The organism is Saccharothrix hoggarensis (genome assembly GCF_042678885.1).
Lineage (GTDB): Bacteria > Actinomycetota > Actinomycetes > Mycobacteriales > Pseudonocardiaceae > Actinosynnema > Actinosynnema hoggarensis.
This window is the reverse complement of the sequence record NZ_JBHTLK010000005.1, coordinates 18360-34256: the sequence shown is the minus strand read 5'-3', so window position 1 is coordinate 34256 and position 15897 is coordinate 18360. Positions and strand designations below refer to the sequence as shown.

The 15897-nt window shown below is 70.6% G+C and carries 19 protein-coding genes; 1 reads left to right on the top strand and 18 read right to left on the bottom strand.

What is annotated here, in order from left to right:
- Nucleotides 1-126: 126 nt before the first annotated feature.
- From ACFQ3T_RS02130 to ACFQ3T_RS02045, 18 genes are all read right to left on the bottom strand, one after another.
- Complete coding sequence (locus ACFQ3T_RS02130; RefSeq protein ID WP_380719128.1) at nt 127-414, bottom strand: hypothetical protein; 288 nt, start codon at nt 412-414, stop codon at nt 127-129.
- A 284-nt stretch (nt 415-698) separates the two neighbouring features.
- On the bottom strand, nt 699-1394 hold the full coding sequence (locus ACFQ3T_RS02125) for a hypothetical protein (protein WP_380719126.1): 696 nt from the start codon (nt 1392-1394) through the stop codon (nt 699-701).
- An 88-nt stretch (nt 1395-1482) separates the two neighbouring features.
- Nucleotides 1483-2535: a hypothetical protein gene (locus tag ACFQ3T_RS02120; RefSeq protein WP_380719124.1), complete on the bottom strand. Its 1053-nt coding sequence runs from the start codon at nt 2533-2535 to the stop codon at nt 1483-1485.
- A gap of 99 nt (nt 2536-2634) precedes the next feature.
- On the bottom strand, nt 2635-2868 hold the full coding sequence (locus ACFQ3T_RS02115) for a hypothetical protein (RefSeq protein WP_380719122.1): 234 nt from the start codon (nt 2866-2868) through the stop codon (nt 2635-2637).
- A 43-nt stretch (nt 2869-2911) separates the two neighbouring features.
- Complete coding sequence (locus ACFQ3T_RS02110; RefSeq protein ID WP_380719120.1) at nt 2912-3493, bottom strand: hypothetical protein; 582 nt, start codon at nt 3491-3493, stop codon at nt 2912-2914.
- Between the two features lie 180 nt (nt 3494-3673).
- Nucleotides 3674-4795: a hypothetical protein gene (locus ACFQ3T_RS02105; protein ID WP_380719118.1), complete on the bottom strand. Its 1122-nt coding sequence runs from the start codon at nt 4793-4795 to the stop codon at nt 3674-3676.
- Nucleotides 4796-5163: 368 nt separating this feature from the next.
- Nucleotides 5164-6720, bottom strand: a complete 1557-nt coding sequence (locus ACFQ3T_RS02100) for a DUF3560 domain-containing protein (RefSeq protein WP_380719116.1) — start codon at nt 6718-6720, stop codon at nt 5164-5166.
- A gap of 84 nt (nt 6721-6804) precedes the next feature.
- Nucleotides 6805-7224 (bottom strand): hypothetical protein, encoded by a 420-nt coding sequence (locus ACFQ3T_RS02095; protein ID WP_380719114.1) that lies wholly within the window; start codon nt 7222-7224, stop codon nt 6805-6807.
- Between the two features lie 131 nt (nt 7225-7355).
- On the bottom strand, nt 7356-7901 hold the full coding sequence (locus ACFQ3T_RS02090) for a hypothetical protein (protein ID WP_380719112.1): 546 nt from the start codon (nt 7899-7901) through the stop codon (nt 7356-7358).
- A 28-nt stretch (nt 7902-7929) separates the two neighbouring features.
- On the bottom strand, nt 7930-8565 hold the full coding sequence (locus ACFQ3T_RS02085; RefSeq protein ID WP_380719110.1) for a hypothetical protein: 636 nt from the start codon (nt 8563-8565) through the stop codon (nt 7930-7932).
- A gap of 164 nt (nt 8566-8729) precedes the next feature.
- On the bottom strand, nt 8730-9245 hold the full coding sequence (locus ACFQ3T_RS02080) for a hypothetical protein (RefSeq protein WP_380719108.1): 516 nt from the start codon (nt 9243-9245) through the stop codon (nt 8730-8732).
- Nucleotides 9246-9285: 40 nt separating this feature from the next.
- On the bottom strand, nt 9286-9990 hold the full coding sequence (locus tag ACFQ3T_RS02075; protein WP_380719106.1) for a DUF6409 family protein: 705 nt from the start codon (nt 9988-9990) through the stop codon (nt 9286-9288).
- A 55-nt stretch (nt 9991-10045) separates the two neighbouring features.
- Nucleotides 10046-11026: a methyltransferase gene (locus ACFQ3T_RS02070; protein ID WP_380719104.1), complete on the bottom strand. Its 981-nt coding sequence runs from the start codon at nt 11024-11026 to the stop codon at nt 10046-10048.
- A 121-nt stretch (nt 11027-11147) separates the two neighbouring features.
- Nucleotides 11148-11516: a hypothetical protein gene (locus tag ACFQ3T_RS02065; protein WP_380719102.1), complete on the bottom strand. Its 369-nt coding sequence runs from the start codon at nt 11514-11516 to the stop codon at nt 11148-11150.
- Between the two features lie 62 nt (nt 11517-11578).
- Entirely contained in the window at nt 11579-13168 is a 1590-nt protein-coding gene (locus ACFQ3T_RS02060; protein WP_380719100.1) for a DNA cytosine methyltransferase, read from the bottom strand.
- 135 nt (nt 13169-13303) lie between these two features.
- A complete protein-coding gene (locus tag ACFQ3T_RS02055) occupies nt 13304-13579 on the bottom strand; it encodes a zinc finger domain-containing protein (protein ID WP_380719098.1) in 276 nt (91 codons plus the stop codon).
- Between the two features lie 121 nt (nt 13580-13700).
- Complete coding sequence (locus ACFQ3T_RS02050; protein ID WP_380719096.1) at nt 13701-14279, bottom strand: hypothetical protein; 579 nt, start codon at nt 14277-14279, stop codon at nt 13701-13703.
- A gap of 51 nt (nt 14280-14330) precedes the next feature.
- Complete coding sequence (locus tag ACFQ3T_RS02045; RefSeq protein WP_380719095.1) at nt 14331-14720, bottom strand: hypothetical protein; 390 nt, start codon at nt 14718-14720, stop codon at nt 14331-14333.
- Nucleotides 14721-15006: 286 nt separating this feature from the next.
- Between ACFQ3T_RS02045 and ACFQ3T_RS02040 the strand changes: the two genes are divergently transcribed.
- A complete protein-coding gene (locus ACFQ3T_RS02040; RefSeq protein WP_380719093.1) occupies nt 15007-15843 on the top strand; it encodes a hypothetical protein in 837 nt (278 codons plus the stop codon).
- Nucleotides 15844-15897: the final 54 nt, after the last annotated feature.

Below are 15897 nucleotides of genomic sequence, written 5' to 3'. Positions count from 1 at the left end.
GGCTACCTCCGGTGTGTGTTGCTGACACACGAAACACTACGCCATGCTTTCAAGCAGATCAAACCGCGATCTTGGAGTGCGAAACGCGCAGGTCCGGTCAGTTCGACCGGACCTGCGCGGCACTGTTCAGCGGGTGCCGTACTCCTCGGCGACCCACAGGGCGGCCAGGCCGCAGAGCGACACGGACGCCTCGTCGGAGACCTCCAACGCCAGGTCGCGCACGACGACACGGCGCACGGCCTCGCAGACCGTCGCCATCTTCCGCAGGATCCGGACCTGCCTGGCGACCAGGTCGGCGCGGTGCGAAGCGCTGGCCTGGCCGTTGAACGTCTCTCGCCGCAGGTTGCGCAGCATCTCGGAGAGTTCGCCGATGGTCGGCGCGTCGGGCCGGCTGGTGCGGGTGGCGGTGCTCATGGGTGCTTACCTCCGGTCTGTGTTGCTGACATCCGAAACGCTACGCCACATCGCACGGCAGGGCAAACCCCCCGATGTCGGCACGTCCCTAATGGAAGGCCGGTCCGCGCGCGGCGCCCTTGCCGTCCTGCTGCCCCGCTGACGGACCTGCACCCGTCGACGGGTGTGCCAACGCCGGTCGACCTGGCAGGCCGGTGAGCGGCCGACCAGGGGCTTTGTCCGGACATGCGTCGGTCCCCGTGCTGCCGCTGGGCTGCACGGGGACCGGGCGGGGGTCGTGCGGGTCAGCTCTCGTCTGCGGTCGCTTCGGCCACGTTGACGCCGGTTGCGCTCTCGATCAGGTCCACCATGCGCCCGATGTGCTGGTTGACAGCCTTCCGTGCGTAGTCCTCCCACTCGGACAATCCGCCGGTCAGCGACGAGGTGTGGTCGGCCATCAGGCGCTGCGCGTCGTCGGCCCAGTCGATCAGGTCGCTGGCGCTCAGGGTCACCCGCTCGTCCTGCTCGCCGCAGTCCGTGTCGTGCGCGTCGCGCTCGGCGGTCAGCCGCTCGAACCATCCGACCACCTGCTCCACCTTGTCGCGCAGCTCGCCGGCCCGCTCGGCTTCCTCGTCGCCGCTGGCACCGTCGCAGGCGCGGTCGTACTCGATCACCGCTTCGCGTGCGTCGCCGATCCACTCGGCCAGGGCGTCGCGGTCGGGGAGCTGGTCGCCGAGCGTGCGACCGGGCTGCTGGACCACCGCGAGGTTCACGTGGTTCGGGGCGGGCTGCACGCGGATGGTGGACCACTCCGGCATCTCCTCCGGGTTCCCCCGGTCGACCACGGTCACGTGGACGTCGCAGCCGGTGTTGCGGGTGCGTGCGCTGGTGATCGTCTCGACCAGGTCGATCAGGTCGGCCGGTGAGAACCCGGTGGCGTACAGCTGGTCGAGGGCTTCGCCGACCTGGGGCTCGCTGGTGGGGTTGCGGTGCTCGGTCATCTCGTGTCCTTCGGTGTGGTGTGGTGCGGGATGGCTGGCGGGTGGCGCGGCGGACCTGGTCGGGTCCGCCGCGCCGGTGGCTGGCTGGTCAGACCAACAGTGCGAACCCGGTCTCCGGGGTGCCCTCACCCAGGACCAGTCCGAACAACGTCAGTTCGCCTCGGCCGGTGTCCGCGATCGCGGGCTTGGCCGGAGGGGTGATCTCGGGGAACAGGGAGGGCGCGGCCTGCTCGGCTGCGGCGGCCTGGTCGCGCTGCATCTGCGCGATGGTGTCCAGCGCCATGCGGTACGACTCGGCGTAGATGCCACCCTCGTACTCGGTCCAGGCGTGGGGTTCGGCGAGCTTGTGGAACGCGCCGTGCGCGTCGGTGACGGCGGTCGGCCACGCCTTGACCATGATCCCGACCACGCCTTCGCTCGGGACGTACAGCACGTCGCCGTCCCGGTGCTTGGTGTCCCCGTGCTCGTCCTCCTGGCACTGGGTCATGTCGTAGGCGATGCCGGTGTCCCAGTCGAACGTGTGGACCACGGGACCGCGCTTCACCTTGTACGGCCAACCGCCGCCCAACCCGGAGACCTCGGTCGCGGGCTCCTCGGTCGGGGCGTCGAGCTGCACTCCGGAGATGACGTCCTGAGCCACCCGGTGCGACTCGACGTACTCGCCGTTGCGGAAGTCCGTCCACGTCCTGCCGTTGGCGAGTGCGCCGAACGCGCCGGTCGCCTCGGTCACGGCCACCGGCCAGGCGTCGACCATGATCCCGACCACGCCTTCGCTCGGGACGTACAGCACGTCGCCGTCCTCGATGGCGTCGTCGGTCTGGGTGCGGCGGAACGCCGCACCGGTGGTGCCGTCGAACGTGTGGACCATCGGCGTGCGGGCCGGCGTGGCCTCAGCCGCGGGCTGCTCGCCGAGGCACGCCTTGATGTCCCGGTACTCGGCGACCTGGGCCGCGACGACCCGCTTGCCCGCCAACAGGGTGTCGGTGGTGACCACCTCGGTCATCGTCTCGGTGTCGACCGACCAGGTGCGGCTGCCGGTGCGGGTGATGGCGAACGTGCCGATCTCGGTCTTGACCTCGTAGACCCCGGCCTCGATGCGGACGAACTCCAGTTCGGTGACGATGGCCTCGGTGATCGACATGGTGTGCCTCCCGGCGGGTTTGTGTTGCTGACATGAGAAACGTTACGCCATGTATGTGACCAGGTCAAATCCGGGTTCGACCTGGTCACAGACCTGCGGTTACGGCTTGGCTGCGCCGCCCTGGAGCAGCGACCAGTAGCCGTTGGCGAGTGCGCGTGCCTCGTCGGCGTCCTGGATGTCCGCCACCCGCCACAGGGCACGGCTCGGGGTGACGTCCACCCGTTCGACGTGCACCGCGTGCGACGTTCGGCCCGCACCGGCGGACGTGCCGATCTCCAGCACGACCACGTAGGTGGAGCCGGCCGGGTGCCTGGTCTGGCCGGGGAGCTGCATGGGGTGTTCCTCTCGGGTCGGTGGACGCGGCCGGCCGGCCGCGTCAGGCAACGGCTTCGCCGAAGTCGCGGTCGACACGGGCCGCCTTGGCGACGTCCGACGCGCGGCCGAGCATCTGGGCCTTGTACTCGATCCACGTGGTCCGGCCGTGCCGGTAGAACCACGTGCGCAGCTCCGGGCTGGCGTACCGGCGCACTCGGGAGGCGGGGCCGTGGAACAGGCTGTAGGGGTCCACACCGGCCGCCTTGCCCGCCGGGTTGAGCAGGTGCCCTCGGCACTCGTCCTCGGCCTGCCGGTAGCGCTGGCGCGTCATCTCGCCGTACAGCCGGTCGACGGCCTGCTCCAGGGACTCGCCCTTGCGGCGGGAGCTGGCGACGATTGCCGCGCGCTCCTGCCGGTCCAGCTCGGCCGGGTCCAGGTCGTGGGCGATGGCGTACGCCTCCCGGTACTCCAGCCCCTGTTCGACCAGCGCCCGGATGACCTCCTCGATCTCGTCCCGGCGGTTCAGCTCGGCGAGGATCCGGTCGATCGCGGCTTCGTCGCCCTCGGCACCGGCCTGCGTGAGCTGGGCGGTCAGCTCGTCCTCGCTGACCTGGGTGATGTCGGTTGCGACCGCGCTCGGCATTTGAACCTCCGGTGTGTGTTGCTGACACCGGAAACACTACGCCATGCGCTTGACCAGGTCAAACAGGTGGCAGCGGGTGGCGGAGAGCTGCGGAAACGTTGGGGCGCGGGAGAATGCGGCGATGCGCCGTCCCCGCTCGGTCTTCCGAGGGGACGGCGCATCGGCCGTCGAGACTCCCGGTCAGAAGCGACCGGTCGTGCTGAACAACGGCTGGCCGAACTCGACGTCCACGGCGATCTCGTCGGAGTAGATGCCGGGGCTCTGGCGGTCCTCCGTGCGGTGGAACTCCCGGACGGTGACCCGCTTGCCGAACAGCTCGTGAACCGCCACCTCGTGATCGCACCCGGTGCACACCATGCCGAGGCCGCCCATGTCCTCCACGCGCGGCGGGTCACCCAGGAACCGTGAACCCGGTGGGCACGTGCCACCTCCGGTGACGTACGGCGCGGTCGCCGTGAACCTGCCGGGAACCACCTTCGAGTCGTAGCCGGTCAGCCGCTCGATCTCCTTCTTCACGTGCCGCAGGTCGCTGAGGACGTCGGTCCGGTCCACGTCCTGCGTCCGCCGCTCCGTCTCGATCCGGATCAACACGTACTCCCGGTACAGGTTGGCGGCCAGCGCCCTGGGGAGCTGGAGGACGACGTCCTCCATCCGGTACTGCAGGTGGACGATCTGCTCCAGCGGGGCTTGTTCGGCGACTGCGCGCCGGTGCTCCCTAGCCGCGGCTCGGTACCGGCGGACCATCGTGCAGCGCCGGTCGCGCTCCTCCGCCTTCGCGCGGTCGGCTGCCTCCTGCATCAGCTCGATCAGCCGCGTGAAAGTCGGCAGCGGGATGCCGTGCTCGGCCGCCCGGCCCGCCGCGACGCACGCCAGCGGGTCGTCACTGCCGCAGTGGCAGATGCCGACCTTCCGTCCGGACGTCATCCCGGTGACCGTGAACAGGTCCGACGTGTCCACTGCCCAGTGGCCGGCGGAGTCGAGCGTGAGGTAGAGGCCGACCGCCGCCTCCAGGTGGTGCCCCTTGACCGCCTGGGCCGCTTCTTCTCGGGAGATGGAGATCGGCTCGCGTTCGAGTCGGTACCGGACCGTCGTGGTGCGGTTCCCGCTGTGGTAGTTCGCCTCGCCGCACTGGGTGAGGCGGGCGAAGCCGTTGTCACGTGCGTGGAGCAGGGCGTACCGCTCGGCGTAGGACACGTGGGCGTGTTCGGCGCGGCCGGTTACGGTGACGTCCACCAACGGGTAGCCCTCCACGGGCTTCACGGTGACGGTGGGCGGGGCGTCGAGTGGTTCGATCTTGGACACGGGACATTCCTCACGGTGGCGTGTTGCTGACATACGAAACGCTACGCCATGCCTTTGAACAGGTCAAATAGGGCCGCAGGCGGCTGCCCTCCTCTGTCGCGCAGGGACGCTATGCGAGTTCTCGTCACGTTCTCGGGTCGGCGGGAGCGGGCGGACGTGGAGAGCCGGCCAAGGAGCGGGACGGCCCCGGCGGTGCTGCTGCGGCGGCCGTAGCGGGAGGCATCGACCGGCCGGATCGGCTCCTCGTTTCCCGTTTCCCTACGCGCGCGCGAGCGTCACCGGCGCAACCGGGGAGACGGGGGAGGCCGACAACAACTTCGGCCCGCCGGACCGGTCAGGTCGGGCGGGCCGAAGTGGTGCAGCTCGAGCTACGCGTTGGCGCCCTTCGCTTCGGCGAGCGTGGCGGTCCTGATCGCCTCGTGCTCCTCGGCGGTGCGGTGCCCCCGGATCTCCAGGTGCGGGTACGTCAGGCCGGTGGGCATGTAGATGCTGATCACGCGGATGGTCTTCGGGTTGACCTTCTCCACCAGATCCCACTGGCCCCGGATCAACACGAAGTCGCCCGGCCTGATCTGCTTCGGGTCACCGCCCCACCAGCGCCCCTCCGTCACGGCCTTGGCCAGCTCGGCGCGGGCGTGCTCCATGCGCGGGATCAGGTACATCAGGTCCAACAGGAGCTGCTGCCGGCGACGACCGGTCGCGGGCTTGTTGTCCGGTTCCTGCGAGATGACCGTCTTGCCGTCCGTGCCCAGGAACCTGCGGCCCTTGCTGCCGTTCAGGCCGCGCTCGATCGCGCGCAGCTCCGCCTCGGCCTCGCGCAGCCACCGGGCCATCAACAGCGGGTTGTCCAGGTTGGCCAGCGTGCGGCGCGCTCCCTCGGCACGCTCTGCCACCAGCCTGGCCTCCTTCTCCAGGGCGACGGACTTGCGCATGTGGTTGTCCATGCGCTCGCGGTCGCGCAGGGCCTTCCGCGTGCTGTGGTGGTCCATGATGATCGGCTGCCCGCCCTCCCAACGCCTGCTGATGTCGTGCGCGATGCGCCAACGGCCTTCGGCGGCACCCGCGCGTCGTCCGGCCTTCGCGTCGAGGGCTTCGGCGCGCTCGGCCGCGCGGACCCTGCGGTCGGCGATGACGAGGGCCTGGTCGCGCGGCGTGCCGTCGATGTGGACCGCGACCTTGATCTCCTGGCCCTGCTCCTCCGCCACCTTCGCGATGATCTGCTCGGTGTGGTCGATGGTGGACAGCCGCGGTGCCTTGTCCCGACTGCCCGGCAGGAACAGCGTGCCCGCGGGGTAGCCGCTCTCCTCCGCGGTGCGCCACCACCGCCAGCCGTACCCGGCGTTCTTCAGCGCGTCGTACACGCCGTCGCCCTTGCGGGAGCCGATCAGCAACGTGCCTTCGAGGGCGCTGTGCTCGATGACGATGTCGTGGTCGACCAGCAGATCCTCCGCGTCGACGGGCTCGACGTTCACCAGCCCTTCCAGCTCGGCGAGCTCGGCGGGGTCCGGCTTCGGGTCGGCGCCCTCGGGCTCGGCGTCGTCCTCGCCGTCGTAGCCGGGCAGGCGGCCAGCGGCGTGCAGGCGGGCGGCGGCCTCCTGGTGCTCGTCGTTGAGGGGCACGCCGCGCTGGTTGACCCACTCGTCGGACGGCTTCACGTATCCGAGTTCGCCGCGCTCGTGCAGGGCCATCACCGTGCGCTCGCAGAACTCGGCGTCATCGAGCAACGGGGGCTCGTCGGCGGCGATCTCGCGGCCGATCCGGGCGGGCTGCTCGCACTGGGGCGCGGGGGTCGGGGGGATGTCGGCGATGCCGAGGGTGAAACCGGTCTCCGGCGATCCCTCCCCCAGCTCCAGCTCGAACAACGGGAACGCGTGGAGTGCGTCCGTGTCGGTCATGGCCGCGCGGCGTGCGGTGCGCTTGCCCATCGGTACCTCCCAAACGGTGTGTTGCTGACACTGGAAATGATACGGCAACGATTTGACCAGGTCAAACGGGGTGCCTGGCGTTGATCAGGCGGCCGGGAGCCAGTAGAACGCGCGGACGGCGGCCGAGGTGGACCCTTCGCAGTCGACGGCCACCCACCGGTCGAGCAGCAGGTGCGCGGCCCGTTCGGCGGCGCTCATGTCGCCGGCGCGGGTGTCGCACTTCGCGCACCACGTGGTGAGCAGCGCGCAGGGCCAGCAGGTCAGCGGCTCGCCGGTGACCTCGGCGTGCTCGGCGTGCTCGTACACCGACAGGTGCTCGATGAGGAGTTCGACGGCCTCGTTCGCGTCCGGGGGCACCGCGAGGCCGGCGCGGTCGCCGTCCCCGTGCGCGCACGCGGCCGACGCGCAGTCGACGCACCAGCCGTTCGCGGTGACCGGCCGCTGGTGGTTGCAGTGGGCGCAGGCGGCTCGGACCTTGACGACGGGGCGGGTGTGCTTGGACACGGGCGTCTCCGGTGATCTCGCTAGTGTTGCTGACGTCCGAAACGCTACGCCATGTGCTTGGCCAGGTCAAACAGGTGCGCAAAGGGCAACGCCCCGCGTCCAACGGGCGCGGGGCGTTGACCGGAGCGGGTTCAGGCGCGGGCGGTCCAGGTGTTCAGCACGAACCAGCCGCCGGTCTCGGTGGCGCACGTGGTCTGGAACGCCGCGCTGGTGAGGTCGTGGCTGCCCGGCTTGGCCAGGATCCACACGTCGAACGGCGGTTCGCCGGTGCGGGAGCAGCGGGCGACACGCAGGCGGACGGCGTCGCCGCGACCCCACCTGACCGCGCGCGGGTCCGTCCGCTCGCCCTGCGCCTGGACGTAGGCGGCGACCTCCTCGGCACTGTCGACGTGGACGATCCCCCGCTTCCGCAGCGCGTCCCACGACTCGGGCGTCACGTGCGGGATCACGACGTCGTCCGGCATGGCGCCCTCGCAGGTGACCTCGAAGCCCGCACCCACCCGGCTCTCCCAGAGGCTGCCCGCCCACTCGCGCGCGCCCATGCTGGCGACGAGGTGTCCCACCGGGCAGAGCACCATGATCCGGCCGGACTTCGCGGGGCGGGCGGAGATCCTGCCGCGATGTGTCCCGCGGCTGGGTCGGACGTCCGGGGCCTGGTCGACGTGCGTGGTCTGCATGACGATCTCCGTTCGCGTCGAGTGCGGGTCAGTTGGCGGTGGCGAGCCGGGCGCGGAGCTGGGCGGCGTACACGGAGCGGATCCGGGGGCGGAAGCAGTTCGCGCACAGGCGGCGCAGCGGGATCCGGTGCTTGTGGAGCGCGGCCAGGGTTCCCTCCTGTCCGCTCTCGGGCAGGGGCGCGACCGTCTCGGTGATCCGCAGCGCCCTGGATCCGAAGCGGCACAACACCTTGCCGCCGACCTCCCGCGCCCAGGCCATGTGCACCTGGCCGCCGTCCGTGACGGTTCCGAGCACCGTGGCGGAGCCCGCGGCTGGAGCCGGGTCGGCGGCCTCGCGCGCCTCCCGCTCGATCCGGGCAACCTCGGCCCGCGTGGACGGCCGGAAGCACTGGACGCACAGATGCGCGGCACGCACCTTGGCGTCGACCAGGCTGGCCAGCACAGCCCTGTCGCGCGGGTCGATCTCGGACAGCGTGACCACGTCGGTGATCAGCACGCCGGTCCAGTCGCACAGGATCTCGCCCATAGGCTCGATCACCGCGCGGGCGCGGTGCACGGTGGTGCAGTCGCCCACGGTGCCGATCAGGATGCCGCGTGGCCCGATCGCCTCGATCACCTCGGCCAGTCCGGTGATCTGCGGGTGCTTCTGGGTGGTGCCGGCCATGACTTCCTCCGTGCCGCTGACAAGTGTTGCTGACATACGAAATATTACGCCAACGATGTGACCTGGTCAAACAGGTGTTTGTGGATCTCGCGCGTGTGTCGCCCCGGCCGCAGGTACGCGGAAGCCCCCGTCGATGACGGGGGCTTCGATTGCGGAGGCGCCGCTCAGACGTCGGCCCTGGCGGTCTCCACGTCCTTGATGCGACCGATCACGTCGAACGTCCCGGCCTCGCGGTCGTAGGTGATCCAGTCGTACACCAGCCCGCAGCCCGGCCTGGCGCACCGCATCCGGTCGCCGATGTCCTCGCCGGGGTCGGACTGCTGCCTGCCGTGCTGGTCCACCGGCCAGAAGTCCCAATGCTGGTCGGTGTTCCCGCAGACGCACCGCGCGGCTTCCCTCGTGAGGGCGACCACCTTCGGCGGCAGGATGATGCCGACGATGCCGAACGTCTGGGCCTCGGCGTCGAAGGTGGCGGCGTCGAGCACCAGGCCGCACGTCTGGCGGTCGCACACGTACAGCTGCTTGGGCCACGCCTCCTTGTCGGGCTCGACCCGCTCGCCCTGGGGGTTGACGGGCCAGAAGCCTTCGCCCTGGGGGTCGTTGCGGCAGGCGCACTCGGGCCAGTCGATGCCCCAGCTGGTGATGGTCGTGGGAAGTCCTGGGATATCGGTGATGATCATGCCTGTTCTCCGATGGTTCGTCGTGCTGGAGGTGGTCGGGTCAGTTCGCCGCGCGCTCGCCCAGCTCGCGCGCCCGGTCCTGGCGCCGCTGTGCCTCGGACTCGCGGCGGGCGGCGAGGTTCGCGCGGTGCGCGCGGGAGAGGACGATGTTCGCGTGGGCCGGCCACCCGTGCAGCCAGGTCTGGGCCGGGTCGGTGCGGACGATGCTGACCATCCGGGTGATCCAGGACGGCGGCATCTCGGCGAGGTTGTAGATCCGGGCGGGGTCGATCTTGCTGCGGAGGATGAACATCTCGCTCCGGCCGGCCGCGGGCACGCCGAGCTTGGGGAACCACACCACGATGTAGTCCGGGTTGTGCTCGGGCGTGGCGTCGACCACGAACCCGCGCTGCGGCTCCAGCTCCCGGCCGCGCTGCCACGGTCGTGCGATTACGACGGTTCCGGTCTCCAGCGGCACGGGCTTGCGGTGCGTGACGCACTTGCACTGGTAGACGCCACACCGCTCGGGCTTCTGCCACGTGCGGGAGTGCTCGTGTCCGCAGGGGCAGAGGTCCGCGATCTCGCCGGTGGGCGTGACGCTGGCCTGCCGCACGTGGCGCAGGTGGTGCTGCTCGTGCGGGAAGTTGCGGTCGGCCAGGGTGAGGCGGCCGGTCACGTCGATGTCGAGGACGATCTTCTCGCCGTGGTCGCTGGTGACCGACCCGTGGTAGTCGACCACCGTTCCGCGCTTGATGTCCTTCGACATGACGTGACCTCCGCTCCGTGTTGCTGACAATAGATATATTACGCCGTATCTCTTGTCAGAACAACACGCCCTGATCTGCGGGTACCGCGACCTTTCGGGACACGCGGGCGGCCGGCGCGCCGAAGGTCTCCATGCGACGCCAGTAGCGCTCGAAGTCGCCGACCTGGTGCGGGACCGTCGCCTCGTCGCCGAGGTCCGGCTGGTACTTGTCGATCAGCAGCGGGCCGTCGAGCACCAGGAGCCGCGTGCGGATGCCGGGTGCGCCGGACTCGGCGAAGGCGTCGTCATCGAGGTCGTGCACGTAGCCGTGCTGCTCGACCAGGTCTCGGATCACCTGGTGTCGCCGGTCCTGGCGGAAGTGGAAGCCCGCCGGGACGATGGCCACCAGCCGGCCGCCGTGCGCGAGCATCCCCCACGCCAGGGCGACGTGGTCGATCCACAGGTCGGGCTGGCCGGTGGCGGAGAACGGCGGGTTCATCACGATCACGTCGAACTCCTCGCGCTCCTCGCCGAGGCCGAACCCGGCGGCGAAGTTCTCGAAGGAGTTGGTCACCAGACGCAGCCGCGGGTCGCCGTGGGCGCCCTCGGCGGTGCGGCGGGCGCGGTAGGTGTGCGGCTCCACCGCCGTGACGTGGATCGCCTCGCGGGTGGCGAGGAGGCGGTGGACGATCGCGCCGTCGCCGCAGGAGGGCTCCAGCACCCGCGTGCCGTCCTCCAGCTCGTCCTCGACGAAGTCGTACAGGATCCGGTCGACCAGGTCGGCAGGGGTGCGCACGAAGCCCTGGGTGACCTTCTCCTCGACGGTGCCCGGCAGCGCGGCGTCGTCCTCCACGATCGCGCGCACGACCTCGGCGGGGCTGCTGTCGAACACGTGAGCGCGGTGCTTGCGGCTCCACTTGCCGCCCAGCAGGTCCAACACGTAGTTGACGCGGCGGTAGAGGTCGGGGCTGAGCTGACGTTCGATGCGAAGGTGCGTGCCGTCGATGACGGCCTCGCGCAGAACCTGGCGGACTTCGGTCTCCGCGTAACGGGCCACGGTGTGCCTCCGGTGCGTGTGTTGCTGACACCGGAAATGCTACGCCAAGCTTCTGAGCAGGTCAAACAGGCCGGAAGAAGCAGAAAGCCCCGCCGTGGCGGGGCTTTCCGGACGTGCGTGGTCAGCGTCGACGGGAGGTCAACGTGGTCGGGTCCGTGAGATCGGCGATCATCTCGCGCAGCCCGCTCACGCGGCCGAGGGTGGCCGTCAGCGCCCGCAGCCGGCGGTACTTCTCCGGCGTGCTGTGCCCGTCCCAGCACGCGCGCAGGTCGTCGGACCGGACCCGCTCGACGTGCTCGAACAGGTACAGGTCCGCCTGGTCGATGTGCCAGCTCATCTGCCCTTCCGGCGTGTCGAAGTAGATCGTGTGCGGGCGGACGTCGTCCTGGGGGTCTTCGGCCATCACCGCGCCGAACAGGGCGGTCAGGATCAGCGGCAGGTGGGCGCGCTCGTGGTAGACCGCGCGCAGCGGGTCGGTCTCGGTGGTCACGGATCTTCCTTCCGGGTTGCGCCCCGTCCGGGAGGTCTCCGGACGGGGCGACGACTGGGGTGTTAGACGGCGACGCTCGCGTTGGCCTTGTTGATCTGTCCCGCGATCCACTGGGGGACGTTGACGCTGACCGCGTTGCCGCCCTGGTGGGTCTTCTCGCGCTCGGTGCCGAGGACGACGTAGTCGGAGGGGAACCGCTGCGCGGCCAGGTGCTCCTCGGCCTTCAGCATCCGGAACCGCACGTCGGCCAACCGGTCTGCCAGCTCGCGCGCCTGGTCGTCGGTCAGCTTCCGGGGCAGGTCTCTGGCCGACACCTTCGGCATCTCGCGCAGGTCCGAGACGCCGTGCTGGGCGCGGGTGGCGACCGTGGACAGCGGCGCCTCACCGGCGCGGTAGGCGGTCGAGCCGCGCCGGTACGGCACGACCAGGGCGTGGTTGCCGCCGCTGGCGGTGATGGTGCCCAGCGGGTGCGTCAGCGGCTTGGACATGTGGCGCGGGTCGGCGTGGCCGCCGTAGTGCTTGGTGTAGAACGCTCCCGGCGGCGTGGCCAGGCCGTCCGTCTCCCGCGTCGTGCGGGTCCGCATCGGCGCGTCCAGCACCGGGGCGGGCTCGTCGTTCCACGTGCCGCCGGCGGGGGTCATGAACGGCGGGATCGCCACGCCGTCGCCGCCGGTCTTCGTGCGGGCGTTGAGCGGGGCGGTCAGCGCGGGCCAGGCGCGCACGTAGTCCGAGCTGGGCCGCTCGTAGGTGTTGCCGCCGGCCGCGATGATGGTCGGGTCGCCGAACATCTCCATGCCGACCGCGATCCGGCGCAGGGTGTTCGGGCTCAGCCGGTCCTTGCGCTCCCCGATCGGCGTTCCCAGGTTGCCGAGGTCGAGCGCAGCCGCGGCCGGGAGGACGTAGGGCTCGACCACGCTGTGCCGGCACCTGGTGTTCGGGCAGCGGTAGACGTACTGCTTGCCGTAGGCGCCGATGGGGCGGCGGTCCGGCTTCTTCCAGGACTGGACCGCGCGCACCACCTCGTCGCACGTGCCGCAGTAGGCGTACGGCCGCGGCTGGAGGTCGGGCACCGGCATGTCCTTGCGGGTGAACGCCATGTAGAGCCGGTCACGCCACTGCGGCGCGGGCTGGTTGGTCTCGTCGCCGATGTGCGCCGAGGACACGGAGACGAACTGGACGCTGTAGCCGGGGCGGAGCTGGCACATGCCCTGCACCCACCAGTCGAACAGCTCCCACTCGGTGGCGACGTTGACGACGTTCTCCACCAGCACGTACTTGAAGCGGTGGACCTCGGTGGCCCGGATGACGTCGTGGAACGTCGCGCGGGTCCGGTCGAGCGCGGCCGGGGCGACGTAGCCCTCTTCGTTCAGGTCGGCCAGCAGGTCCATCTGGCCGCGCGACTTCTTCTTGCCGCCGGCGGGGCTGACCTCCGTGCAGATCGGGGAGGCCCACAGGTTGTCGGCGCGCGGGAGGTTGCGCATCGGGTAGTTGGACACGTCGGCGCACAGGTGCTCGGCGTCGGGGTGGTTGGCGGCGTGGGTCTCGATGGCGCGCTGCCAGTGGTTCGCGGCGAGTTTCAGTTGCCACCCGGCGTTGACCAGGCCGGTGCTGCTGCCGCCCGCGCCGCAGAAGATGTCGATGAAGCTGAACATGATGCCGCTCCAGTGCTTATGCGTTGCTGACCTTCAACACATTACGCACACGTTCGTATTTGGTCAACACCGGCGAGGTCGTCTGGAGAATGGCAGGACACCCCGCCATCGACGGGGTGTCCTGGGACGTCGCGCTCAGCCGAACAGCGGGATCTGACCGGCCTGGACCTCCTCGGCCGGCTTCGGTTCCGGGCGGGCCGGTGCCCAGGGCGCGGGCAGGGTGAGGTCGCCCGCCTCCTCTCGCCGGCGGTCGACCTCCTCGGCCGCGGCTACGCGTGCCGCGTGCCAGAGGACGGTCTCGTGCTCGCTGGGGCGCACGCAGCGGCGCCGACCCGGCTGTGCGCCGCAGTCCGGGCAGCGGACGCGGCCGGGCACGTCGCCCCTGCGGTGCGCCCGTCGCAGTGTGGGCACGGTCGGTGCCGAAGGGGGCGGCCGGCCAGGTCGACCAGGATCCCCCGGCTGACGAGTTCGGCGTACTCCTCGGCGGTGCGTGGCGGCGGCACCGGCTGGGCGCGCACGGCGCTGAGCGCGCTCACGCCTGCTCCGGCGCGGTGCGCACGACCTCGTAGGAGGTCAGCTCGGGGTCGACCAGGCCGATCCAGTAGTGGACGCTGAACCCGCCGCCACTGGTGGCCTTGACCCGTCCGCGTGCACGGATGACGCCCTGCGTGTAGCCCTTGCGCCGCAGGTAGGCCGCCTGGGTGGCTTCGTTGGACGACCGCGAGGTGTTGACCCACCGGCTGCCGCCGTTGGCCGCGATGTGCTTCTCGTCGTCCAGCACCCACGACCAGCCGTACCGGCCCTGGACCTCACGGGCGGAGACGAGTTCGCCGGCGAGGTTGAACAGCGCGGGGAAGTCCCACAGGCCCTGCGCGTCGGCGAGCTGCGCCGCCAGCTCGGCCTTCTCGGCGGTGCTGGTGGCGGCCCACTGACTGAGGAAGCCGTCCGTGTCGCACCGGTCGAAGCTTTCGCGCGCCGCGGCGTGGCGACCGCGGGCGGCCATGCGCAGGCCTTCGGCGAGTGCCGCCCACTCCTCGGGCGTGCGGTCGGCGCTCCAGAAGATCCGGTCCGGGGAGACCGGTTGGACCTCGGGCGTGCTGTCGGTGTGCATCGTCGCTCCCGGTGAACTGTGTTGCTGACACCGGAAACATTACGAGCACTGTCAAACGTGGGCGAGCGGTTGATCCGGACCGCTGGCCGGCGCGGGCAAGGCGACCGCTTCGTAGGTCGCCAGCAGCACCGTGCGCAGGGTGTTCATGCCCTCCTCCGTCAACCGGTCGTCGGAGGCAAACGCGGCCAGGGCCGTCACGATCGGCTCCTGGTCGCGGATGTGGGATGCCGGCACGAGGAAAACCTCAGGGCAGGCTCCCAACCACCCCAGCAGCGCGAGCAGGCTGTCGGCTGCCGGGCTGTGTCCGTGCTTCATGCGCGAGATCACCGGCGCGGGGACGTCGACCTCGGCGGCGACGGTCCCCCACGTGATCTGACGTGCTGCGCGTGCGGCGTCGAGCGATCTCCAGAACGCCTGGGCGTCGAAGCGGCGGCGAGCCACGGCGACCCCTCCCCTCGTGTGCGGCGCGGCACCTCGCCGCGCGCGTAGTCGGGCGCGACGATACGTGCGAAGCACGTCGATCGGGGACGATCACACCTGTGTTGCGGATCTCGCGCGTGTCTGCGTAAAGTATCACGTAGCAGCAACGGCAAGGGCTGGCCGCAGGACTCATGGGAAGAGGGGTCCGCCGCGAACGGCGGACCCCTCAGCCTCCGCGTGGAGCACGCGTCTCCCACGAGTGTGGGTTGTCAGCAACACATGTTCATCCCGGAGGGCGACGTCCAGTATGGCACTCAAACCGAAGATCGACAAAGGCATCCCCGAGTTGGTGAACATCGACGGGCTCGCCCGGCTCACCGGCGTTCCGCGCGACGAGCTCAACATGAGGTACCTCTCCGGCCTGATCCCCGGCGCCGACGTCGAAGGCCGCGGCGTGGTCTTCCGGCCCGCGATCGCGAAGGACGTGATGGCCAACCCGCGGCCGAGCCGTGCCGTGCGCGACGAGAAGATCCCGGACCTGGTCAGCAGCGAGGTCGCCGCAGGCCTGCGCGGCATCAGCCGGCAGCGCCTGGACGTGCTGTACCGGGAAGGTCGGATCCCCGCGCGGCTGGTGACCGACCGCCTGTTGCTGTTCCGCCGGTCGGTCGCCGAGGGCGGACAGGTCGGCGAGCGGACCGGCGAGCCGTGCGACGACAGCTCGTTCCCCGAGCTGGTCGACCGGACCGGCGCGGGCGAGATCCTGGGCGTCACCGTGAAGACCCTGGAGCGGCGCTACCACGCGGGCCAGCTCCCCGGCGCGACGTACGAGACGTCGAACCCGGACCGGCCGGGTCTGGTGTTCCGGCTCAGCGTGGTGCAGGAGGCGGTCGGCCGCGAGTTCGTGGCCCAGCCCGTTCGTGACCCGAAGATCCCCGACCTGCTGTCCTCCGGTGAGGCGGGGAAGATCCTCGGCGGGAACCGGGAGACCGCGCGCAACCGCTACCTGCACGGATACCTGGCCGGACGTCCGGTCGAGGGCACCGAGGGCAAGCCGCAACGGCTGGTGTTCCGGCCGGAGGTCGTCGCCGAGCACGCCGAGTGGTGGAAGACCAGGCCCGGCGGGTCGACGCGGCGCAGGGCGTAGCTCGAGCTACGCGAAAGCGGCCCGCACCGGATGTCCGGTGCGGGCCGCTTCGTG